Genomic DNA, 24,027 nt, shown 5'->3' with positions numbered 1-24,027 from the left:
TATGAAAAACGCTTGAAATTAAAAGCCCGAACGATGGGCAAGATCGTCCGGACTTGTCAGAAATTTAAATTTTCCAATTAAAAATGAAAAACCTAAAGACATACAAATGTATGAAAAAAATCAGACATATTATTGTATTACTGCTGAGTATGGGTATAACCTGTGCTTATGCAAATAATGAGTCGTTTATTTCGATAGAACAAATACTGGAACAAAAACAGTCCACTATGCTGGACGTTCTTAAATTCATAGAAACCGAGACCGGTTATGTGTTTTTCTATTCCGATGAGATCAAAAGCGAGTTGAATAGAAATGCGCAAACTGGAGTAGTGAAAGGTTCTATACAAGAAATTCTTAATCCGCTGTTTGAGAAGACAGAACTAACTTATCAGATAAATGGTAACCAGGTGGTGGTAAAAAGAAAAGCGGTTTCCGGTCCTGTTTCTTTACCTGCTGTTTCGCAAAAGAAAAGTATAACGGTAACCGGGGTTGTCAGCGATGCGACCGGTGAACCTTTGATTGGGGCGAATATCTGGTTGAAGAACAGTTCTGTTGGGGCTGTTACTGATATTGATGGTAAATATTCAATTAAGATAGATGGTGTCGGCGGTGTTTTAACTTTTTCATATATGGGTATGAAAAGTGTGGATATTGCCGTAAATAACCAGACAACTATCAATGTCACATTGGCTACCGATGATGAAGTTTTGGATGAGGTGGTGGTGGTCGGCTACGGTCGTCAGAAGAAAGAAAGTGTGGTTGGTGCTATTTCTACCGTAGATGTAGCAAATTTAAAAATGCCTGGCTCATCTATTTCCAATGTGCTGGCCGGACAGTTGGCTGGTGTTGTAGCAATGACCCGTTCGGGAGAGCCTGGAAAAAATAGTGCTGCTGATTTTTATATTCGTGGTGTATCTTCGTTTAAAGGTAGTTCTACTCCATTAGTGCTGGTTGATGGTATCGAACGTGAACTGGACCTGGTAGATACCGATGATATCGCTTCTTTTTCTATCCTGAAAGATGCTTCGGCTTCAGCTGTGTATGGGGTACGTGGAGCAAATGGTGTTATTCTGATCACAACTAAAAAAGGTAATCTTGGAAAACCCGTTATTAATGTGCGTGCCGAAGCAGGTATAACCAGCCCTACTAAGATGCCAAAGATGGTTAATTCTGCACAATGGGCTGATTTGTATAATGATATCCAGCCGGGATATTACTCTCAGGATGCAATTGATAAATATCGTACCGGTGCTGATCCTGATCTGTATCCGAATGTGAACTGGATCGATGCACTCTATAACGACCTGGCATCTAACCAGCGTGTAAACCTGAGCATTACAGGTGGTACCGATATTGTGAAATACTATATTTCAGGCTCTTTTTATAATGAAAGCTCTATTTTTAAAAGTGCCGGTAATTTGTATGACTATAATTCGTCTGTTCATTATGATAAGTTCAATTTTCGTGCTAATGTAGATTTGGCTTTAACCAAAAGCACGACACTAAACCTGAATCTGGCAAATATCTATGAAAAATCGTTTGGTCCGGGTGATAGTGATAATGATAATCGAATATGGGAATATACCTATCTGGTATCACCCAACGCTTTCCCCATTGAATATTCGGATGGAACGATTGCTGCTCCGTCAACCGATTCCGGTTATAATCCCTGGAATATGCTTGTGCACTCCGGATATCGCGAACAATTCTGGAACTCTTCGCAATCCCTGATAGGATTGACACAGGATTTTGGAGCTTTATGGGAACCCTTGGAAGGATTAACCGGTAATTTCAAGTTCTCATGGGATGCATGGAATACAACGATTCAACGCCGTAGCAAAGAACCAACCCAGTATCATGCAACCGGAAGAGATGAGAATGGGGATCTTATTTTCGGTTCTCCTGTCCGTACAGGTAGCGGAGAGTTGTCATACGCTATCGGTCGTGACGGAACAATGACTACTTATATGGAAGCTTCATTGAATTACGACCACTTATTCGCAGACAAACACCGTGTAGGAGCGTTGTTCCTTTATAATCATAAAATACATACACGTACGCAGGAAGGGGATAAATTTAAATCTTTACCTTATAAGAACCAAGGTATTGCCGGACGTGTGACCTATGCTTTCAATGATACGTACTTCGCTGAGGCTAATATGGGTTACAACGGTTCAGAGAATTTTGCCCGTGGACATCGCTTTGGCTTTTTCCCTGCTGGTGCTATCGGTTGGATGGTTTCGAATGAAAAATGGTTCAAGCCGCTAACAAAAGTGGTCGATATGCTGAAACTGAAGGGTTCGTATGGTATAGTTGGAAATGACGATATCGGAGGAGAACGCCGCTGGGTATATGAATCGACTATTCTGGTAGGTAATGATGCTGGAGCAGGCCAATGGAATTATGGTTCCGCCGGAGCTAATGGTGGCGGAGGTATTCGTGTTGGAGATGTGGAGAACTTATCTGCATCCTGGGAAGAAGCTACTAAGATGAATGTCGGAGTTGAATTGTCATTACTCGACAAAGTGAGGGTACAAGCCGATTATTTTCATGAAAAACGAACCGGTATCTTTCTTCAGCGTGCCGGCTTACCGGCTATTGTAGGTTTATCGGTTATTCCTTATACGAATATCGGGGAAACAATGAACCAGGGATTCGACGGTACGGTTGAATATACACAGAAGGTCGGAGAGGTATTTCTGACCGGACGTGCCAACTTTACTTACAACCGGAATAAATTGCTGAATAACGACGAACCGGATTGGGAATATAAATATCAGAACAAAATCGGCAAACCGTTTGGTTCGGGTGGCAATTTGCAGCCTTTTGGATTAGTTGCCCTGGGACTTTTCGAAAGCCAGGAAGAAATTGACAATAGTCCCAAGCAATCCTTTGGTGAGTATAGGGTCGGCGATATCAAATATCAGGATATAAACGGTGATGGTCAGATCGATTCACAAGATAAAATCGCTATGGGATTTACAAACCTACCGGAAATTGTATACGGTTTCGGGGCTACCGCACAATGGAAGAATTGGGATGTGAATGTCTTTTTCCAGGGTGTTAGCCATGTAAATTTCTTTTTAAGCGGGTCTACCATTAAAACACCATTTGGTTCCGGAAATATGGAACGTGCTGCCATCAATGAAGATGTGTATGATAAAGTATGGCGTCCGGGTAATACGGCTGAACAAAATGCTGGTTCGATTTATCCCCGGTTGAGCTGGAGTGGTGCTGTCGGATCATCTAATAATTCACAGACATCCGATTGGTGGATGCGTGACGGTAGTTTTCTGCGCCTGAAAAATTTTGAAGTGGGATATACGATGTCAAAAGGGTTAATGAACAAAACGTTTATCAAATCGTTGCGTTTTTATCTTTCGGGTAATAACTTGTTGACATTTAGTAAATTCAAACTTTGGGACCCGGAAAAAGGGAATGGTGACGGCTCCGGTTATCCTCCTAACAGGGTGATTACCGTAGGTTTAAATGCTAATTTCTAATTCATTAAAAAAGATATATATGAAAGTCTCGATAAAAACTTCTTTTCAAATCATTTGTTTTGCTGTGGGGGTAATATTCTTTTCCTCTTGTAATGATTTTTTGGACAGGCAGGAAGATGAAAAACTGACCTTCGATAAAATATGGGAAACTCGTAATGATACAAGGAGTTATTGGCTCAACTCGATGAGTTTTCTTCCTGATGATGCCGGTGACTTTACGAATTTACCCTGGCTGGGAGCCTCTGATGAAGGAACTGTTACTTATGCCCGCGAACTTCGCTGGATCAATTTCGGATCCTGGAATGCAAGTAATGTCCCTAATTATCAGATGGATCGCTTTTATAAGGGAATTCGTGAATGTAATATTTTTATGCAGAATGTAGATAGATGCTCTGATCCTATTGTCACAAAAGAAGAATTAGCCCAGTATAAAGTGCAGAGTCGTTTTGCCCGTTCTTATTATTACTTTCTGATGATGCGTATTTATGGTCCGGTCTTCTTGTTAGGTGACGAACTGTTGGATTTTACAGCGTCTACGGAGGCTCTTTATCGTCCGCGCAATACATGGGAGGAATGTGTGGATTATGTTGTAAGTGAAATGGAAGCTTGCATTAACGATCCGGCTATGGCTGAAAGTTATTCGGATGTGGAGAAAGGATTGGCTACTAAAGGTACTTGCCAGGCTGTTATTGCTCGTTTGAAACTTTATTCGGCACGTGACTTATTCAATGGTAACAAACTTTATAGTTCTGTAAAGAATCCGGTTACTGATCTGTTTCCCGAATTGTCGGGTGTGAATCTTTTTCCGCAAAATTATGATGCCAATAAATGGTTGGAAGCAGCCAAAGCAGCTAAAGTGTTAATTGATAATCCGTTGTATAAATTGTATCGTGCCGGTGACGGTTCTGACCCATATGCTAATTACTATGGTATCACACAGGAATATTGGAATTCAGAGCTTATCTGGTCTACAGGGTATAAAGGACGTTATCAGTTAGGAGTACATACAGTACCGACCGGTATTTCCGGAACTGCTTATGGCGGTGTTGGACCGACACAGCAGCAGGTTGATGCGTATGCTATGAGTAACGGACGTTATCCTATTACTGGATATAACGGAAAAGAACCGATTGTTGACAGAAGTTCGGGATATAGTGTTGATGAGTTCGAAAAGACGACATGGAAATATCCGGCTTGGGGAGGTGCGGGAGAATATGATTTGACGGCTCCTAATATGTATAAAGATCGTGAACCCCGCTTCTATGTGTCTGTATTTTTCGGGGATAACTGGTGGCATCACGGCAGTGGAATGACAAAGATTTCTTTTGCGAAAGGTGCTAACAGTAATAAATCGCATGACTATCCTAAATCCGGATATCTGGTTAATCGTTTTTATGACCATACGCTTAATTCAGCGAGTGGACAATGGGGAAATATTGTATTTCCGACTTTTCGTCTGGCTGAAATGTATCTTAATTTCATTGAAGCGGTACTTGAATGTAAGCGACACAATGTTGCTATGCCCGGAGGTTATGAGGCGCAGGCAATGGAAGTGTGGGCTGATTTGCGTGATCGTGCTGGGTTGGCTCCTATTACTGAAGTTTACCCCAACGCTTCAACAGAAAAGTTGATCGAACTTTGTCGTAACGAGCGCCGGATTGAACTTGCTTTCGAGAATCATCGCTATTTCGATACGCGTACATGGATGATAGCCAAAGATGTTGATGGTGGCCCGATGTACGGAATGAATGCACAATTTCCTGGTAGTGGGGATGTGACTCCTGACGGTTTCTGGGAGAGAACGGTTTTCGAAACACGTGTGTTTGAAGACAATCATTATTTGTATCCTTTCATACAAAGCGAATTGGATAGAAATAAATTGTTAACCCAGAATTATGGTTGGTAATAGAAACCATTCTTACGAATCTAAAAAGAATTATTTATGAAAAAGATTTTAATGATATCGCTTTTGTTCTCTTTAACTGTCGGTTTTGTGGCATGTGATGACAATAAAGATGAATATCTGAGCGACTATAGCACAATTGTCTATTTTAGAAACAGCGGGGAAATACCGTTGACACTCTATAAGACTGGGGAAGATACGGAGTATCAACTAACTGTTAATAAATCAGGCTCAGACCTGGCAAGTGTGACAGATGTAGAAGTGGCAGTATTGGACGATGCGGCTCTGGATGCTTACAATGCACAAAACGGGACTTCTTACGTCAAGCTGCCGGAGAATTGTTACCAACTTGCAGATAACCGGTTGGTGTTCGGTTCGGACAATTTATATAAAATGGCGAACATTGTTTTTAAGACGGATCTTATTTACAACTTGCCGGCTGGTACGAAGTATGTGTTACCCGTTTCTTTGGTAAATTCAGCCGATTCTATCAATTCGGAAAAAGATAAGACTATTTTGATACCATCCGTAGAAATACCTTTCGTTTATTTCGAGCAAACTGGTTTTGTTTCGAATACATTCACCGACGGAGGGGATACGCAGGCTAAGTTTACATTACCGGTCTCTATACCGATGGTTAGTAAATGGACGTTCGATTGTACGGTAGGAGTAGACGAATCTTTACTGGAGGAGTATAACAAAGAGAATGAGACTAATTATGCCATATTGCCACAAAGTGTATATTCACTAAGTAGCGATGGAACCGTGTCGTTCGTTCCGGAAGAGAATTCGAAAGATCTGGAGATAACGGTAGACCGTACGAAGCTGGAGTATGGAAACTTTGTTTTGCCGTTACGATTGATTGATTGTTCGAAAGACGGATTTGTGATTGATGCTGCTAAAAACGCTTGTTTATATGGTATTTCATATGTACCGGACGAAAGCAAATTGAAAAAAGTGGAATTGACAGCCGATATGCTTTCTTCAAATGCGGTTGAGCCGTCGGAAGGTTCATTGGCAAATCTGTTGGATGGAGATGTGGAAACTTACTTCCATTCTGCCTGGAGCGTTGCTGTGGAAGGTTCTCATTACCTTCAGGTTGCATTACCGGCAGAGACTACTGCGTTTAATTTCTATTATACGACACGTTCGGCAAATGGCAGTGCCGCACCGGCAAAGATCATTATTGAAGGAAGTCTGGATGGTGTATCTTTTAATAAGATAAGCACGCTGACCGATGGACTGCCGACTGGTGGTAAAGAAACTTATAATTCGAAGATTATGGTAGGAAAGCCGTTTAAGATTATTCGTTTCTCTGTTCCGGAAAATGCGACAGGAGGTAATTTCTTCGTATGGAGTGAATTTGGAATGAAGGTTTTCTAGACTTTATTTCCCAGACATAAGTCTTTTGTTATTAAAGGCGGAAGTATGGTTCATTAGATTCCATATTTCCGCTTTCTTTGTAATTGTTCTATGAAATAATCAAATGCTGTAACTTGAAAAATACTTACCCTTTCTTCTGCTTCTTATACTCCCTCGGTGACATCCCCATCACCTTGCTGAATAGCCGGGAGAAATAATAGGTATCTTCTATTTCTATCCGAATATTTATATATACCGAATATTCTTTTTATTTTTGCCCCAGGAGGAGATGTTATAAATATGCCCGTAACCACGTTATTCAATAGTATATATGCACAATATTATGCCAAATCGTTTCGATTTGCAAATTTGTATGTCCGGAATGATCTGGCTGCGGAAGATATTGTGACGGAATCGTTGCTCAAATTATGGGAAACGATGAAAAAAGAATCTGTGGAAAAACCACAGGCATTATTATTGACTATTTTGAAGCATAAATCATTGGATTACCTGAAGGCGCGTGCTCATGAACAAGAGGCTTTCGATGCTATGCAGGAGTGGCGCAGTCGTGAACTGGCAATTCGTATCTCGACTTTGGAGGCATGTGATCCGGATTATATTTTTTCAGATGAGATACGTTCGATCATGGCTGATACGTTAAATAAGCTTCCGGAGCAGACCCGAAGAATCTTTATCATGAGCCGTTTTGAGAATAAGTCGGGTAAAGAAATAGCCGACATATTGGGTATTACTGTTAAAGGAGTGGATTATCATATGGGCAAAGCCTTAAAAGCCTTGCGAATTTCGTTGAGAGATTATTTACCTATCCTTTATTTTCTGTTTTATTGATTTCCTGTTTTATCCGAAAGGAGAAAAAGTTTCATTCGGATGGAAATTTTTTTTCATCTGGTACTAGTGAATTCTTTTCGAGGGTCGTCTTATATATGAAAAGCGATAAAATATGGATGACAAACTATTACAATTATATTTTGAAGGCCGGACAACAGACGAGCAATCACGTCTGATTACTGAATGGTTGGATGTTGATGAAGCTAATTTGAAGCATTATCAGCAACTGTGCCGTTTGTATGAAATCAGTTTTTGGCATGAAGAACCGAAAGTTGTCACAAAATCGTTGAAAGAAAAATTCAGATGGCAACTTCTTTTGAAGGAAACAGTGAAAATTGCGGCTGTTTTTATGTTGGGGTTTATGCTGAATCATTGGTTCAGTCCGGGGGGTGAGGAGGTTATAGCTATGCAGACCATACATGTCCCGGCAGGACAGAATGCACAGTTGACTCTGGCGGATGGTTCAAAAGTCTGGCTGAATGCCGGGAGTACACTGAATTTTCCGACTCGCTTCGTTGAGGGAAAACGGCGGGTCACTCTGGAAGGTGAAGGTTTTTTTGAAGTAAAGGCCAATAAGGAAAAACCGTTTATTGTTTCGACATCTACTTATGATGTTAAAGCTTTGGGTACATCTTTTAATGTACATGCCTATAATCAGTCAAAAGAATTTGAAACAGCATTGTTAACAGGGAAAGTCGAAATTTCAGATCGTATGACAAATCATTCCATATCCCTAACCCCGAACAATCGGGTTGTGATTGGAGATGGTGGATTGTCGGTTATTCCTATCGAAAGTGTGGACTATTTCTTGTGGCGTGAAGGTATTCTCTATTTTGATGAACCATTAACAGATGTTCTGGAAAAACTGGAATTATATTTCGATGTAAATATCCATGTGAATAATAAATCCGTATTGGAAAACAAACGGCATTGTACGGGTAAGTTCCGGACAAGGGATGGTCTGGATCATATCCTAAGTGTTCTGCAATTGACAAATCATTTTACCTATAAGAAAGATGAGGAGAAGAATCTGATTACTATTAACTGACTTTATTGTGTAACCTTTTAAATTCTGATAGCCTATGACACAAACGTAGAAAGTATATGAAAAACCGGCAAGCGCGCCAACGCTTACCGGTTATGGGTTAGAACCCCGAACTGGGATATTTATCGAAGTACTAACAACTTATTAATTACAAAATTATGAATTATATTTTGTACAGACAATCTATACTTGAATTTAAACATTTATTTCGAATTATGAAAATCACTATTGTAGCTTTGTTTACTTGCATTTATACACTTTTTGCAGTAGAAGCCAACTCGCAGAATGTGAAGGTTTCGATACAGGCTAACAGTTTCTCTATTCAGAAAGTGATTAGTGAAATAGAAAAACAGACTGATTACTTGTTCGTGTATGACAAGAATGAAGTCGATGTGAATAAGAAAGTCTCTGTCGATGTGAATAATGAACCTGTTTCTGAAGTTCTTAACAGAGTTTTTGAAGGTACTGGTGTAGCTTATAAGGTGGTAGGTAAGAATATTACTTTAGTGAAAGGTGCTGTTACCTCGGAAAATATGGTGAAACAACAAACAGGAAAGAAAGTAACGGGCATTGTCAAAGATCAAAACGGTGAACCGATTATCGGAGCGAATGTGCTTGAGAAAGGGACAACGAATGGGACAATAACAGATGTAGAAGGAAAATTCATTTTAGAAGTGGATGATCGTGCTTCTATATTGGTCAGTTTTATAGGTTTTGTGGATCAAGAAATTTCTGTAAAAGGACAGAATACTTTATATTTAACTTTAGTGGAAGATACTCAAAATTTAGAAGAAGTTGTCGTTACAGCATTGGGTATCAAGCGTTCGGAGAAAGGATTAGGTTATTCTGTCCAAAAAGTGGATGGAGATAAATTGACGAGCGTGAAAAATATTGACGTAACTTCCAACTTAATCGGAAAAGTGGCGGGTATGAATGTAAAAAGTAGTACGGAATTCAATGAAGCACCGACGTTGACATTACGTGGAGAATCCCCCTTGTTGGTAATAGATGGAGTTCCTTACACGAATATTTCCTTACGAGATATAGCGGCTGATGATGTAGAATCAATGAGTGTGCTGAAAGGAGCTACAGCTTCTGCTCTTTATGGTTCTCGGGGTGGTTCGGGAGCGATTATTATTACGACGAAAAAAGGAAATAAGAAAGGAGGTTTACAGGTAAATGTCAGCAGTAATACCATGTTTGAAGCTGGTTATGTTGCATTCCCGGAAGTTCAGACTTCTTACAGTTCCGGAGGTGCCGGACAATATCGTACCGGTGATTTTGTGTGGGGAGCTCCACTGGATGCAGGGTATATGGCAACTCAATACAATCCGTACACCTATGAATGGGAAGAAAAGGAATTGGTTTCAAAAGGAAAGGAAAATTTTAAGAATTTTCTGGAAACAGGCCTTGTAACAAATAATAATATCAACCTTTCTTATCAGAGTGAAAAAGGAAGTTTCCGTACTTCTCTGACACATGTTTATAATAAAGGACAGTACCCGAATACAAAGTTGAATAAGTTTACTTATTCGGTTGGAGGTGATTTTAAAGTAGATAAATTCAGTTTCGAAGGAAATCTGACTTACAATAAACGTTTTTACCCGAATGATAAAGGTACTAAGTATGGTTCCGGTGGTTTTATCTATAATCTTGTTGTTTGGTCTGGTACCGAATATGATATCCGAGATTATAGGGATTATTGGCAGAGAGGCAAAGAAGGAGAAACACAGAACTGGATGGAAAATACTTGGTATGATAATCCTTATTTTTTGGCAAATGAGGTGCGGCATAACGATGATTATGATGTAACAAATGGATCATTGTCAATGAAATATGATGTGCTATCTTGGTTAAGCTTTACACTTCGTTCTGGTTTTGATTATTATCAGGATAAAGAAGAGTGGAAATATGCTAAATCTTATACAATGAATAAAAAAGGTTACTATTATGTGGATCAGGAGAATGCTTTCAGTATGAATAACGATTTCCTGGTGACAGCAAATCATCAATTCGGAAAGTTGGGTATTGACGGATTGATCGGTGGTACTATCAATTATAAACAAGGAAGTAATGTATGGGGTGAAACCAATAATGGACTTTCTATCCCGGGGTTCTATTCTCTGAATGCTTCTGTAGATCCGGCAAAAACAGGACAGAAAGGATTCAAGAAACAGGTGAATAGTTTTTTTGGAAAAGCGACCCTTTCGTGGGGTAGCCTGTTATTTGTTGATATTACGGCTCGTAATGATTGGTCAAGTACATTGCCTAGCTCTACACGTTCTTATTTTTATCCCTCAATAGCGGCTAGTTTAGTTCTTTCGGAGTTGGTTAAAATGCCTGATTGGATTAGTTTACTGAAAGTAAGAGGGTCATGGACACAGAATAAAAATGATTTGGATATTTATGCTATAAACAATACTTATTCTATCACAACTAATATGTGGGATGGAAAAACCGCTGCTTATTATCCCCAATTGATTAGGGGGATCGATTTACGTCCGGAAAGTTCCCGTTCATATGAATTGGGTACGAATGTCAATTTCTTGAGTAATAGGGTGTGGTTAGATTTAACCTATTATAATAAGCGGAGAAAAGATTTTGCAGTGAAAGCTCCGTTGAGTATGAGTTCCGGATATGATCAGACCTATATTAATTCGGAAGAGGAACGAGAGAGAAGAGGCTTTGAGTTATCCATTGGAGCTACTCCGGTAAAAGTGAAGGATTTTGAATGGAATACGTTGTTTAACTGGTCGTCCGAACGTGATGTTTTTGTGAAACTGGATCCCAAATATTCGACCAAAGCACCATGGGTGAAAGAAGGAATGCGTTGTGATTATCTTACAACGACCCTTTGGGACACAGACTTGTATGGAAATATTGTACATGGAAAAAGCGGATTACCGGAAAGTATACCTTATAGTGGTTTGATGGGGTATTCTTCACCCGATTGGATTTGGGGATTCTCAAATACGTTGCGTTACAAAGATTTTACCTTCCATTTTGCTTTTGACGGGTGTGTTGGTGGAGTTGCTTATAACTGGACAGACCAAGTGATGTGGAATTCCGGTTCTCATATTAAATCAGACAATCAATGGAGATATGACGAGGTTGTAAATAAGAATATCAGCTATGTCGGTCCTGGTGTGAAAGTTATTTCGGGAACAATAGAACGGGATGAATACGGGCAGGTTATCAGTGATAATCGTGTATATGCCCCAAACGACACAAAAGTATCGTATGAGAATTATATTCGTCATTATTCTAATGATTATTATGCTGGTAAACCACAATCTTATTACAATCGTACGTATTTTAAACTTCGCGAAATTGCATTAAATTATACGGTGCCAAATACATTGACAAAAAAAATAAAGATGACTGATTTAACAGTTGGTATTACCGGTAATAATTTATTGTTATGGACAAAAGAATTTAAATATTCGGATCCCGATAAAGGGTCAGATAATTTGAATTCTCCTTCTATGAGATATATCGGGTTCAATTTAAAAACATCTTTTTAAAAATGTATGATTATGAAATACTATAAAATATTAGGAGTTTTCTTATCTCTATCCATCTTGTTTTCTTGTTCTAATTTTGATGAGATTAACAATAATCCGAATGCTACCAATAAGGTTGCACCAGGGATGTTGGCTACAGGATTGCTTATAGGTATGACTAAGCAAAATTATGAATACGGATCATTTATCGATCATAATTTCATGAGCAAGCATGCTATTACGGCTGAACTGATTCGGAGTGAATTATATAACAAGATTTTACGTTCAGGTTTCGATTCTTTTCTGGATATAACTAATGCAAATCGAATGGTAGCATCTGCTGCACCCGAAATTAGGACGCCTTATGAGGCTTTGGCTTGTTTTATTAAAGCTTATAAATGTTTTTATTTGTCGTTGACATTCGGGGATATTCCTTATTCGGAAGCGGTGAATCCGGAAACAATAATTTATACTCCCAAATATGATACACAAAAAGAGGTGATGCAGGCAATTTTAAAAGATTTGGATAAAGCGGCTGAGTTGTTCGGGAAAAGTCAAAGTTTTGAAGGAGATCCAATCTTTAATGGTGATCCTGCTAAATGGGAGAAAGTTGTGAATGGTTTTAAGCTGAAAGTCCTTATTAATTTATATATGCATGATACGGAAGCAGACTTGAATATTCAGTCACAATTTAGTGAATTGGTAAATAGCAGATCACTGATGGAAAGTAATGATGATAATTTCCAGTTGGTCTATTCTAATAAGGGGGGACAGGTTTATCCTTTCAATGATCTGCAAGCACGTAGTAACGGGTATTGTGTCTTATCTTCCAATTTGGTGGATTCGTTGAAGGTATTGAAAGATAATCGATTGTTCTACTTTGCGGAACCATCGGAATATACTTTAGGACAAGGACTTGCGAGTGGAGATTTTGATGCTTACATTTCTATTGATCCTAGTTTGCCATTCAGTGATATTACTAAATTATATGGTGATGGTAAGTGCTGTAAGTTGAACTTACGTTATCAGGATATTAATAATCCTGCAGGGGAACCTATCATGAGGATTGGTTATGCAGAACAATGTTTTAATATCGCGGAAGGAATTATAAGAGGATGGATGCCTGGAAATGCCAAGGAATTTTATGAACGGGGAGTTCGCGCAGCTATGCTGTTCGTAAAAGATCATACTCCTGATATGTATGTAGAAGGAAGACCTGCCATTACTGACGAATACATTACTGATTATCTATCGAATGGACGAGCGGCGTTTGCATCGGATGTGGATACTCAGCTAAAACAGATTTTCCAGCAAAAGTATTTTATCTATTTCTTACAAAATCCATGGGATGGATATTATGAATATCGTCGGGTTTTATATCCTGTTTTACCGATTGATCCAAAGACTAATATGAATGATGTCCCCAATCAGTTACCGAAGCGTTGGATGTATCCGCAACGGGAATATGATGAAAACGGAGAGAATTTGAAAATCGCTTTGGAGCGTCAATATAATGGGAAAGACACTAATAACGATTTAATGTGGATATTGAAAAAATGAAGATGGTAAAAATAAAATGTTTCTTTTATGTTACTTTCCTGGCCTGCCTTTTGGCAGGCTGTCAGGAAAGGCGAACATCACGAATGGCAGAAAGTATTACAGTACAAGATGGCAATGTTTATTATTATATAAAGGGGTTAGAAAAGCCGTTTAATGTATTATTCCTTGCTGATACCCATTTTACAATCGAGGATGAGCGAGGAAGAGATTATTACGATTATACTCGCCGAATGGGAGGAAGCACTGTTGAGCCTGAGAACTATGGAAAAGGAAATGGACGTGATTTGGCTCTTTGTGCTTCTCTTGATAAGGCTAAAAAAGAGGGTTCGGAATTGGTGATTTTGGGTGGTGATATTATTAATTTCCCTTCTTTAGCTTCAGTTGAATATATTGATTCTCTACTTGATAAATCGGGTTTAGAGTGGATGTATATTGCGGGTAATCATGATTGGCATTATGAAGGGGAATCGGGAACCGCTTTCTTTCAACGGGAGAAATGGACATATTCTAATTTGAAAGATTTATATCAGGGAGACAATCCAATGTGTTATTCCAAGGTTGTCCATAATATAAATTTTGTAATGATTGATAATTCTGCTTTTGAGATAACCCAAGAGCAACTTTCTTTTCTTCAAGGGCAGATCAATAGGGGATTACCAATTATTCTATCGATGCATATTCCAGTTTATTTATCGGGACACAATATAGACTATGGTTGCGGGCATCCGGATTGGAATAAGAAAAATGATATTTATTATGAGATAGAACGGAGAGATCCTTGGCCGGAAAAAGGATTTACAGAGATAACCTATCAATTCCGGAATTTGGTTTTAAATAGTCCGGAAGTAATAGGCATTTATGCCGGACATACACATGAGGAAGCTATAGACTTTTTTAATGACAAACTTCAATATGTAGTTGATGCTAATTATAATAAAAAAGATGTTTTGATACATTTTATACCATCGGATTAGATATACTCCAGTATATTGGCATTACTGATATTGGGCGAACGGTTTGCAGATGCTATTGTTTTAGCCGACACAAAACATCGTTTTACAAGATTGTAAAGGGAGTTTAAAACATGAGAAAGTCCGCGGCGGATACAATCTCCCCCCTCCATGATTTTCATACTTCATACTTCATCCTTCACATACGTAATGCGTTGTATTATAACTTTTTACTGTGAACCCAGTCTTTTCCCGGCTATTGAGGGAACCGTAACAGGAAACCTTCCGATGAGCAGGCATCCGTTTGAGGACGGATAGTTATCCGTTGGGCAACCGATGCCTGTCCCTTTGGGTGTCACTTACCTTCACACAGTAATGTGAATGGTACTGACACTACGATGCTGACCGGATGGGATAGTAGTACCAGTATGATGATACACCTACCCTATAACGTACATACCGGTAGGGTATAGGGGATCGGATACTACTTTACACGGTATGAGCTGCCGGGATATAGGGGAAAAAACGTACGTATTCTTGGGAAAAGCCGTACGCTTTTGTTCGAAACAACATTTTATCACCCTTCACTCTGCCTTCACCTCAATTCATTGTATTACAGTAAGGTATTGCTTGTGAAGGGTGAAAGCAAATGTATAAAACCCCGTATTTTACCCCTTTTTCTGCTTCTTGTACTCTCTCGGTGACATCCCCATCACCTTGCTGAATAGCCGGGAGAAATAATAGGTATCTTCTATCCCTATCTTATAACAGATCTGGTTTACTTTCATATCCGTAAAGTCCAGTAGCTGGCAAGCCTGTTGTATCTTCAGTTGGTTGAAATAAGTCAGGGGGGCATATCCGGTACGCTTGCTGAACAGGACGGAAAAATGGGAAGGGGAATAGCCTATATGGGTAGCCAGGTCTGCTAATGTTATTTTCTTTTCCAGGTTTTCTTTCATATAATGGATGGCAGCGGTAACGATATCGTTCTGATCCGATTCGTTACGGGCTGCTTCACGATATTGTTGGAGATAGCGTAAAGAACCTAAGTAATAATGGAAAGCAGAACAGGCATACAATAAGTTTTCATGGCTGTATCCCATCTCCAATGTGCGGAATATCTCTTCGAAAAGGTCATTTCTGTTACTGATCCGGGACTGGACGCTCGGTTTTATTTCGATCGGACGGCTGGCCTGGCCGGCAAAGTAAGAGGCCAGCTTCCCCTTGAAATGTATCCAGTAAATGGTCCAGGGATTCGTATCATCCGAACCGTAGGCATGCGTGACTCCGGCTGGCAGGATAAAATACTGGTTGGCTGTGACCGTATATTCCTGGTCGCCGCAACGGAACCATCCGGCTCCCTCTATACAATAAATGAAGACGAACTGGCAGATCGGCTCTTTCCGTTCACGGAAATGATGCAGGGCCTTCGGGTAATAACCGATGTCCGTAATGTGCAGGATCGATGAAAGCGCGTCTTTCTCCATTTCTTGTATAATAGATTGGGGTAATACAAGGGCCCGTTCTCCGCTAAAACCGTCTTTGAGTTTGATCATGGTACTGGATTTATAGATATGCACAAAGATATGTTATTTATATTATATCTTGTTGTTTTTGGAATGTAAATCGAAAGATTGTCCATCTCTAAGCCAGTTTTATCTATTTCACTATTAACCGGAAACCTGTTTCTTTGCACCATAACTTTAATACTAATGTCATGAAGCGAACAACTGCTTACTTATTACTTATTTGTCTGGTCTCAGCTATGGGCGGATTATTATTCGGTTACGACTGGGTAGTGATCGGAGGTGCCAAGATATTTTATGAACCCTTTTTCGGGCTTGAAGGCTCTGCCGCTCTTCGTGGGTGGGCGATGAGTAGTGCCCTGATCGGTTGTCTGGCCGGTGCGTTGCTTTCCGGTGAATGGAGTGATAAGTACGGGCGAAAAAAGATGTTGATTATCGCTTCTTTCCTTTTTGTACTGTCTGCCTACGGAACGGGGGCGGTAGACAGTTTTAACTGGTTTATCATTTATCGTATAGTCGGTGGATTCGGTATCGGTATCGCTTCGAACATTTCGCCGGTATATATTGCTGAGGTCGCTCCGGCCTCTGTCCGGGGAAAGTTTGTTTCCCTGAATCAGCTGACGATTGTTTTGGGTATCCTGATGGCGCAGTTGGCTAACTGGCAAATCGGAGAGTACTTTATACAGGGGGGTGAAACGTTGAGTGCCAACAGTATCGAGTGGGCCTGGCGATGGATGTTCTGGGCGGAACTGATTCCGGCCGGATTGTTCTTTATCCTTTCTTTTATTATTCCTGAAAGTCCGCGCTGGCTGGCAACCGTGCAAAAGACGACTCAGGCACGGGCTATCTTACTACGTATTGGTGGAGAGCAATATGCCGATCAGACATTGGACGAACTGGCGCAACTGACCGATAAGAAAGAAGAAAAAGTAAACTGGGGGGCTCTGTTAAAGCCGGGTGTTCGGAACGTGCTCATTATCGGAATCGTATTAGCGATCTTCCAGCAATGGTGCGGTATCAATGTGATCTTTAATTATGCTCATGAAATCTTTTCGGAAGCCGGTTATGCGGTGTCGGATGTCTTGATGAATATTGTAGTGACAGGGGTGACTAATGTGATCTTTACTTTTGTTGCCATCTATACGGTTGACAAATGGGGTAGACGAAGCCTGATGTTTGTTGGTTCGGCAGGACTAGCTGTTATCTATGGAATATTGGGAACCTGCTATTTCTTTGAAGTAAGCGGTTGGCCGATGCTTCTACTGGTAGTGATGGCGATTGCATGCTATGCTATGTCTCTTGCACCGGTGGTTTGGGTGGTTCTTTCCGAGATATTCCCTGTAAGGATACGCGGGATGGCAATGGCTATCTCCACATTCTTCCTGTGGGCGGCCTGCTTCCTGCTGACTTATACTTTCCCGATATTGAATGAAGCGGTGGGTGCTTCCGGAACCTTCTGGTTGTATGGTGCCATCTGTTTGAGCGGATTCTTCTTTATACGTGCAAAACTTCCTGAAACAAAAGGAAAAACATTGGAAGAACTGGAAAAAGAATTAACAAAATAAATATACTGAAATGACTGAAAATGTGAAAGTGTGGGAAGAAGATATCCTTCTTCCTACTTACGGTATTGGCAAAGCCGAAAAGAATCCGATGTTCCTGGAGAAGCGTGTTTACCAGGGAAGCAGCGGAGTGGTGTATCCTTATCCGGTAGTGGAAAAGATTGAAGATACCTGCGAAGAAAAGAGTTATCATGCTGTTTATCTTGAAAACGAATATATCAAAGTTATGATCCTCCCGGAGCTGGGCGGACGTGTACAGATGGCATACGATAAAATCAAAAACCGTCATTTCATCTATTATAACCATGTGATTAAACCGGCTTTGGTCGGTTTGACCGGTCCGTGGATTTCCGGTGGAATCGAGTTCAACTGGCCGCAACATCATCGTCCGAGTACGTTCCTGCCGATCGATTATACGATCGAACGTTGTGCCGACGGCAGTGCCATCGTTTGGGTGAGCGAGCGCGAACGTATGTTCCATCAGAAAGGGATGGCCGGTTTTACCCTTCGTCCGGGACGGGCTGTCCTGGAGATTCAGGGAAAACTGTATAACCCGACACCGATACCGCAGACTTTCCTTTGGTGGGCGAATCCGGCTGTGGCCGTAAATGATGCCTATCAATCGGTGTTCCCTGCCGATGTGAATGCTGTGTTCGATCATGGTAAACGTGATGTGTCACGCTATCCGATTGCTACCGGTACTTACTATAAGATGGATTATTCGGCAGGAGTGGATATTTCCCGTTATAAGAATATCCCTGTTCCTACCTCTTATATGGCAATCCGTTCCAACTATAATTTTGTGGGGGGATATGAGAATGATACACGTGCCGGTGTGCTTCATGTGGCAAACCATCATATCTCGCCGGGTAAGAAGCAATGGACCTGGGGTAATGGCGATTTCGGACAGGCCTGGGATCGTAACCTGACAGATTCCGACGGCCCTTATATCGAACTGATGACCGGTGTTTATACCGACAATCAGCCTGACTTCACCTGGCTTCAGCCTTATGAAGAAAAAACGTTTACCCAATACTTCATGCCTTATCGCGAACTGGGTGTGGTGAAGAATGCCTCTTCCGACCTTCTGATGAACCTGGAACCCGATGGAAAGGGCGCTTTATTAAAAGTTTTCGCTACGTCCGTACAGAATGATTTGCATATTGTCGTGGAGAAATCCGGAGAGGTTTGTCTGGATATTACCCGTGATATTACTCCCGAAAATATACTGGAGGAATTTGTTCCGGTTGCAGATTTGTGCGATGTGAAAGTCTGTATCCGTAACGCAAAAGGGAAGCAGATGTTATACTGGGAACCGGAACCCGATGTGATTAAGGAAGTACCCGAACCCGCCAAAGCGGCTCTTGACCCGAAAGATGTGCGTACCACCGAACAGCTGTATCTGACAGGCTTACATCTGGAACAATACCGCCATGCCACTTATTCGGCAACTGATTATTATGAAGAAGCACTTCGCCGTGATGCGACCGATGTACGTAATAATAATGCGATGGGATTGTGGTTGATTCGTAAAGGTCAGTTTGCCAAGGCAGAACCTTATCTGCGACAGGCGGTGAAAACACTGACGGAACGTAATCCGAATCCTTATGATGGCGAGCCATTATATAATCTGGGTCTTTCTTTGAAATATCAGGGGAAAACAGAAGAAGCATATGACTTTTTCTATAAAGCCTGTTGGAATGCAGCCTGGCAGGATGCCGGCTACTATTCCCTGGCTCAGTTATCGGCAGCACGCGGGGATTGGGAAGAGGCTCTCTATGAAATAGATAAATCTTTACTTCGCAACTGGCATAATCTGCGGGGACGCCATTTGAAAGCGGCTATCCTTCGCCATCTGGGACGGAAGGATGAGGCACTGGCTTTGATTGAGGATTCCCTGCGTATCGACCGTTTTAATTTCGGTTGTGGTTTTGAAAAATATCTGATTACCGGAGTTGAGGCTGACCTGAAAGAATTGCTCGCTCTGATGCGTCCGGAGGCCCATAATTATGAAGAACTGGCCTTGGATTATGCATCTGCCGGCTGTTGGGAGGAAGCATTGATGGCGGCTGAAACGGCTATCGGCCAAAATGTTTCGGGACAGACTATGCTTCATTATTATAAAAGCTGGTTCCTGATTCAACTGGATCGTAAAGAAGAGGCCTTGGCAGCTATCCGTGAAGCGGAACAGCAATTGCCTGATTGTTGTTTCCCCAATGTATTGGAGGCAATTCTTGCTCTACAGTCTGTTATCGGGTTTGCAACAGAAACTCCGAAAGCCTTGTATTATCTGGGTAATTTGTGGTACGACAAGCGTCAGTATCCGGAAGCAATCACCTGCTGGGAGACTTCCATGCAGCAGGATGATACCTTCCCGACCGTCTTGCGTAACCTTTCCCTGGCTTATTTCAATAAGCTGAATAGGCAGGAAGAGGCGGTTACTCTGCTTGAAAAGGCTTTTGCGCTCGATATGACGGATGCCCGTATCCTGATGGAGCTCGATCAGTTGTATAAACGCCTGAATTGTTCGCATGAAGATCGTCTGGCTTTCCTTGAAAAGCATAAAGACATAGCTTTCCAGCGTGATGACCTGTATCTGGAATATGTCACCTTACTGAATCAACTCGGACAATATGAAGAAGCAATCCGTATGATCGATGCCCGTAAGTTCCATCCGTGGGAAGGGGGAGAAGGCAAGGTCCCGGCACAATACCAGCTGGCTCGTGTAGAATTAGTAAAGCAGTTATTAGCTGAAAAGAAATATGAAGAAGCTCTGGCCTTGATTGAGGAATGTTTCATCTATCCGCATAATCTGGGCGAAGGCAAACTATATGGTGCACAGGAAAACGACTTTAATTATTATAAAGCCTGTGCTCTGTCCGGCTTGGGACGTAAAGAAGAAGCGATGGAATTATTCCTGGCCGCCAGCATCGGAAACAGCCAACCGGCTGCCGCTATGTATTATAACGATCAGAAACCGGATAAGATATTCTATCAGGGACTGGCTTTACGTAAGTTGGAACGTGAAGAAGAAGCTCGCGGACGCTTTAATAACCTGATTTCTTATGGCGAAAAGCATCTGTATGATGTCTTTAAGATGGATTATTTCGCTGTATCCTTACCTGATTTACAGATATGGGAAGATGATATGAATAAAAAGAACCGTATCCATTGTAATTACCTGATGGCATTAGGCCACCTGGGATTAGGTAATAACGAGAAAGCAATGAAATATTTCGATATCGCTGCCGAAATGGATAATAACCATCAGGGAGTTCAGATACATCAGAAGATGATCTGATCTTTTCCGATGGCATGAACAGTGCTTTTCATAGTGTATGAACAGTACTGTTCACGGTATATGAACAACGTTGTTCGTGCTATCGGAACAGCATTGTTCATGCCTCTTGAAAAAACTGGTTTTTTATAGCATTTTTGGAGATACTCATTTAAAGAAGAAATAATAAATATGTTGAAGGGTTTTTTATCTATATGTATAACACTGATGTTGCTGACTTCTTGCCAAAAGCCATCGTCAGAGATTTCTTTGGCAGGCAAGTGGCAGTTTGCCATGGACAGTACGGATGTCGGGATAACGGAGAAATGGTTTGAACGTTCGTTTGCTGATAAAATACAGCTGCCGGGAACGACCGATGAAGCGGGATACGGCATTCCGAATACGCTTCCCCCTTCAGTGGAGAAGCCGCAGATTCTTCATCTGACTCGTAAAAACAGTTATGTCGGTCCGGCCTGGTATTCGCGGGAAGTATCCATTCCATCGGATTGGGAGGGGAAGTCTATAGAACTAAAACTCGAACGTGTTATCTGGCAAACTTCTGTTTGGGTAGATGATAACCCTGTGCAGGGAAGTTGTGAAAGCCTGATAAGTCCGCATCGATTCGATCTGACCGGTTATCTGACGCCCGGTAAACACAAACTGACGATTCGTGTGGACAACAGGAAACAACATGATATTACTGTAAACGATATGGCACATGCTTATACCAACGAAACACAGATTATGTGGAACGGTATAATCGGCGATATCTCTCTGATAGCAAAAGAAGCCCTTTCCATCGAAGATTTGCAGGTTTATCCGGACGTATCAGGTAAACAAATCCGTATAAAGGGAAAAGTTTCCAATACGGGTGAAGCTACAGAAGGTTTGCTCTCGGTAAAGGTGGAAAATCAAAAAAGTGGATTGGTCGTATCTGTCCTTAAACAAAAAGTGGATTTTCAATCAGGCGAAAACCTTGTAAATCTAACCTGTTCAATGGGGGACTCGATAGAAATGTGGAATGAGTTTAACCCCGTTTTATATAAAGTGGATTTAGAGGTAAATGCAGGTTCGGTTAAAACGGAAAGGAGTACAAAGTTTGGCATGCGCGAATTCAGCCGAAACCAATCGGACCTGCTATTGAACGGAAATAAGGTCTTTCTGCGAGGTACACTCGAATGTTGTATCTTCCCGCTGACCGGACGTCCTCCGATGGAACCGGAAGGATGGAAGAAAGTGTTCCTTACGGCTCGCGAATGGGGATTGAACCATCTGCGTTTCCATTCCTGGTGTCCGCCCGAAGCTGCTTTCCAGGTGGCAGATTCATTGGGATTCTATTTGCAGGTAGAGCTTCCCCTATGGTCGGTAAAAGTGGGAGAAGATTCTCATACAAATGACTTCCTGTATGCTGAAGCTGACCGTATACTTGCAGAGTACGGCAATCATCCCTCTTTCTGTTTCTTCAGTCTGGGTAATGAACTGCAACCGGATTTTGAATTCTTATCCCGATTGTTGAAGCATACCAAAGAACAGGACCCGAGACATTTATATACAACCACTTCTTTTACATTTGAAAGAGGACATGGAGACTGGCCTGAACCGGATGACGATTTCTTTATCACGCAATGGACTAAGAAAGGCTGGGTGAGAGGCCAGGGGGTATTCGATTCCCAGTCTCCTTCGTTTGACAAGGACTATATCGCTTCTGTCGAAGGAATGAATGTTCCGCTTGTTACTCATGAGATCGGGCAATATTCTGTTTTTCCTAACCTGAAAGAGATAGATAAATATACCGGAGTCCTGGATCCTTTAAACTTTAAAGGCGTAAAGCAGGAACTGGAGAAAAAAGGCTTATTGGATAAGGCTGACGATTACCTGAAAGCATCCGGTTATCTGGCGGCTATCTTATATAAAGAAGAGATTGAACGTGCGATGAAAACGGCAGGTTGCAGCGGTTTCCAGTTATTGGACCTGCATGACTTCCCGGGGCAGGGAACTGCTTTAGTCGGATTGCTGGATGCCTTTTGGGATAGCAAAGGTGTAACTGATGCAGAAACATTCCGTCAGGCCTGCTCGCCGGTAACACCTCTGGTTCGTTTCCCGAAAGCAGTTTATACGAGTGGGGAATCTTTTACAGCGTCTGTCGAAGTTGCTAATTTCACAGATAAAGAACTGAAAGATCAGTCTGTTTCCTGGATACTGAAAGATGAAAAAGGAAAAGAAATAGGAAAAGGCATGATGTCCTGCCCTTCGCTGTCAATCGGGTTGAATAGATTGCCGGAAGCTATTACCTGTCCGTTGGCGCAGCAGGAAGCAGCTCGGTTACTCCTGTCCGTTGCTTTGGATAATACTCCATATAAGAATGAATGGAGTATTTGGGTATATCCATCCCAATTGAATCCGGTGAAGGATGATGTCGTTGTTACCCGTGATTTACGGGAAACTCAGAAGGCGCTTGCCGATGGAAAGAAGGTTTTATATAATCCGGACTATAAAAAGATAGAAGGGTTGGAAGGTAAATTTGTCCCTGTATTCTGGAGTCCGGTTCATTTTCCGAAGCAGGCAGGTTCGATGGGAATTCTTTGTGATGCGTCCCATCCGGCATTCGCCCATTTCCCGACAGGCAATTATACCGATTGGCAATGGTGGTCACTGCTGAAGCAATCAAAAACGATTGTTATGGATACTTTGCCGTCCGTGACCCCTTTGGTGGAAGTTGTCGATAACTTTGCTAATAACCGCCGTTTGTCAAACCTGTTTGAAGCAAAAGTAGGTGAAGGAAAATTGCTTTTCTGCTCAATGGATATATTGTCGGACTGGGAACAGCGTCCGGAAGCCCGGCAGTTGTATTTTAGTTTGCTTGAATATATGAAAAGTGATTCGTTTGATCCGTCAAGTGCGATGGAATCGGATGTTTTGGCTCAATTGTTAAAGTCCGGCCTCTCTTCGGGAGCAAGTAATCCGGAAGATATTTATTGATTAATGTA

Annotated in this window: 13 protein-coding genes and 1 pseudogene; 11 read left to right on the top strand and 3 right to left on the bottom strand. The window is 41.4% G+C overall.

Annotated features, from left to right (window positions below; all coding sequences use genetic code 11):
* Positions 1-110: 110 nt before the first annotated feature.
* From HMPREF1535_RS07845 to HMPREF1535_RS07835, 3 genes are read left to right on the top strand one after another with little or no spacing between them, the layout of a single operon-like run.
* Entirely contained in the window at positions 111-3,503 is a 3,393-nt protein-coding gene (locus HMPREF1535_RS07845; RefSeq protein ID WP_009860590.1) for a SusC/RagA family TonB-linked outer membrane protein, read from the top strand.
* Positions 3,504-3,522: 19 nt separating this feature from the next.
* The gene (locus HMPREF1535_RS07840; RefSeq protein WP_046145782.1) at positions 3,523-5,409 is read left to right on the top strand and encodes a RagB/SusD family nutrient uptake outer membrane protein; all 1,887 of its coding nucleotides are present in this window, start codon (positions 3,523-3,525) and stop codon (positions 5,407-5,409) included.
* 36 nt (positions 5,410-5,445) lie between these two features.
* Positions 5,446-6,789, top strand: coding sequence for a BT_3987 domain-containing protein (locus HMPREF1535_RS07835; protein WP_046145781.1), 1,344 nt, complete (start codon positions 5,446-5,448; stop codon positions 6,787-6,789).
* A 124-nt stretch (positions 6,790-6,913) separates the two neighbouring features.
* On the opposite strand, the pseudogene HMPREF1535_RS25760 reads toward HMPREF1535_RS07835, so the two are convergent.
* A pseudogene (locus HMPREF1535_RS25760) lies at positions 6,914-7,009 on the bottom strand (AraC family transcriptional regulator); the annotation flags it as partial.
* A 59-nt stretch (positions 7,010-7,068) separates the two neighbouring features.
* On the opposite strand from HMPREF1535_RS25760, the gene HMPREF1535_RS07830 reads away from it, so the two are divergent.
* The 5 genes from HMPREF1535_RS07830 to HMPREF1535_RS07810 all read left to right on the top strand — a co-directional run bounded on the left by HMPREF1535_RS07830 (position 7,069) and on the right by HMPREF1535_RS07810 (position 14,699).
* Positions 7,069-7,617, top strand: a complete 549-nt coding sequence (locus HMPREF1535_RS07830) for an RNA polymerase sigma-70 factor (RefSeq protein ID WP_046145780.1) — start codon at positions 7,069-7,071, stop codon at positions 7,615-7,617.
* 112 nt (positions 7,618-7,729) lie between these two features.
* Positions 7,730-8,665, top strand: a complete 936-nt coding sequence (locus HMPREF1535_RS07825) for a FecR family protein (protein WP_046145779.1) — start codon at positions 7,730-7,732, stop codon at positions 8,663-8,665.
* Positions 8,666-8,877: 212 nt separating this feature from the next.
* Positions 8,878-12,186, top strand: coding sequence for a SusC/RagA family TonB-linked outer membrane protein (locus HMPREF1535_RS07820; protein WP_046145778.1), 3,309 nt, complete (start codon positions 8,878-8,880; stop codon positions 12,184-12,186).
* 12 nt (positions 12,187-12,198) lie between these two features.
* A complete protein-coding gene (locus HMPREF1535_RS07815; RefSeq protein ID WP_052716672.1) occupies positions 12,199-13,725 on the top strand; it encodes a SusD/RagB family nutrient-binding outer membrane lipoprotein in 1,527 nt (508 codons plus the stop codon).
* Entirely contained in the window at positions 13,707-14,699 is a 993-nt protein-coding gene (locus HMPREF1535_RS07810; RefSeq protein ID WP_129697754.1) for a metallophosphoesterase family protein, read from the top strand. The genes HMPREF1535_RS07815 and HMPREF1535_RS07810 overlap by 19 nt, the downstream gene beginning before the upstream one ends.
* Here the strand turns inward: HMPREF1535_RS07810 and HMPREF1535_RS26085 are convergent.
* Positions 14,696-14,857, bottom strand: a complete 162-nt coding sequence (locus tag HMPREF1535_RS26085) for a hypothetical protein (protein WP_154670867.1) — start codon at positions 14,855-14,857, stop codon at positions 14,696-14,698. The genes HMPREF1535_RS07810 and HMPREF1535_RS26085 overlap by 4 nt on opposite strands.
* 486 nt (positions 14,858-15,343) lie before the next feature.
* Entirely contained in the window at positions 15,344-16,231 is an 888-nt protein-coding gene (locus HMPREF1535_RS07805) for an AraC family transcriptional regulator (RefSeq protein WP_044215019.1), read from the bottom strand.
* A gap of 161 nt (positions 16,232-16,392) precedes the next feature.
* On the opposite strand from HMPREF1535_RS07805, the gene HMPREF1535_RS07800 reads away from it, so the two are divergent.
* From HMPREF1535_RS07800 to HMPREF1535_RS07790, 3 genes are all read left to right on the top strand, one after another.
* On the top strand, positions 16,393-17,766 hold the full coding sequence (locus HMPREF1535_RS07800; protein ID WP_046145775.1) for a sugar porter family MFS transporter: 1,374 nt from the start codon (positions 16,393-16,395) through the stop codon (positions 17,764-17,766).
* A gap of 10 nt (positions 17,767-17,776) precedes the next feature.
* Complete coding sequence (locus HMPREF1535_RS07795; RefSeq protein WP_046145774.1) at positions 17,777-21,064, top strand: tetratricopeptide repeat protein; 3,288 nt, start codon at positions 17,777-17,779, stop codon at positions 21,062-21,064.
* A 168-nt stretch (positions 21,065-21,232) separates the two neighbouring features.
* Entirely contained in the window at positions 21,233-24,019 is a 2,787-nt protein-coding gene (locus tag HMPREF1535_RS07790; protein ID WP_046145773.1) for a glycoside hydrolase family 2 protein, read from the top strand.
* The last annotated feature ends 8 nt before the right edge of the window (positions 24,020-24,027 follow it).

It is taken from the genome of Parabacteroides goldsteinii DSM 19448 = WAL 12034 (assembly GCF_000969835.1).
In the GTDB taxonomy this organism is placed as follows: domain Bacteria; phylum Bacteroidota; class Bacteroidia; order Bacteroidales; family Tannerellaceae; genus Parabacteroides; species Parabacteroides goldsteinii.
The sequence above is the reverse complement of the archived record's forward strand: the minus strand, read 5'-3'. Positions and strand labels throughout refer to the sequence as shown.

Bases quoted from the DNA above. Each gene is read 5' to 3' on its own strand.
- HMPREF1535_RS07845 (WP_009860590.1), top strand. From the start codon at position 111: ATGAAAAAAATCAGACATATTATTGTATTACTGCTGAGTATGGGTATA.
- HMPREF1535_RS07840 (WP_046145782.1), top strand. From the start codon at position 3,523: ATGAAAGTCTCGATAAAAACTTCTTTTCAAATCATTTGTTTTGCTGTG.
- HMPREF1535_RS07835 (WP_046145781.1), top strand. From the start codon at position 5,446: ATGAAAAAGATTTTAATGATATCGCTTTTGTTCTCTTTAACTGTCGGT.
- HMPREF1535_RS07830 (WP_046145780.1), top strand. From the start codon at position 7,069: ATGCCCGTAACCACGTTATTCAATAGTATATATGCACAATATTATGCC.
- HMPREF1535_RS07825 (WP_046145779.1), top strand. From the start codon at position 7,730: ATGGATGACAAACTATTACAATTATATTTTGAAGGCCGGACAACAGAC.
- HMPREF1535_RS07820 (WP_046145778.1), top strand. From the start codon at position 8,878: ATGAAAATCACTATTGTAGCTTTGTTTACTTGCATTTATACACTTTTT.
- HMPREF1535_RS07815 (WP_052716672.1), top strand. From the start codon at position 12,199: ATGAAATACTATAAAATATTAGGAGTTTTCTTATCTCTATCCATCTTG.
- HMPREF1535_RS26085 (WP_154670867.1), bottom strand. From the start codon at position 14,857: ATGAAAATCATGGAGGGGGGAGATTGTATCCGCCGCGGACTTTCTCAT.
- HMPREF1535_RS07805 (WP_044215019.1), bottom strand. From the start codon at position 16,231: ATGATCAAACTCAAAGACGGTTTTAGCGGAGAACGGGCCCTTGTATTA.
- HMPREF1535_RS07800 (WP_046145775.1), top strand. From the start codon at position 16,393: ATGAAGCGAACAACTGCTTACTTATTACTTATTTGTCTGGTCTCAGCT.
- HMPREF1535_RS07795 (WP_046145774.1), top strand. From the start codon at position 17,777: ATGACTGAAAATGTGAAAGTGTGGGAAGAAGATATCCTTCTTCCTACT.
- HMPREF1535_RS07790 (WP_046145773.1), top strand. From the start codon at position 21,233: ATGTTGAAGGGTTTTTTATCTATATGTATAACACTGATGTTGCTGACT.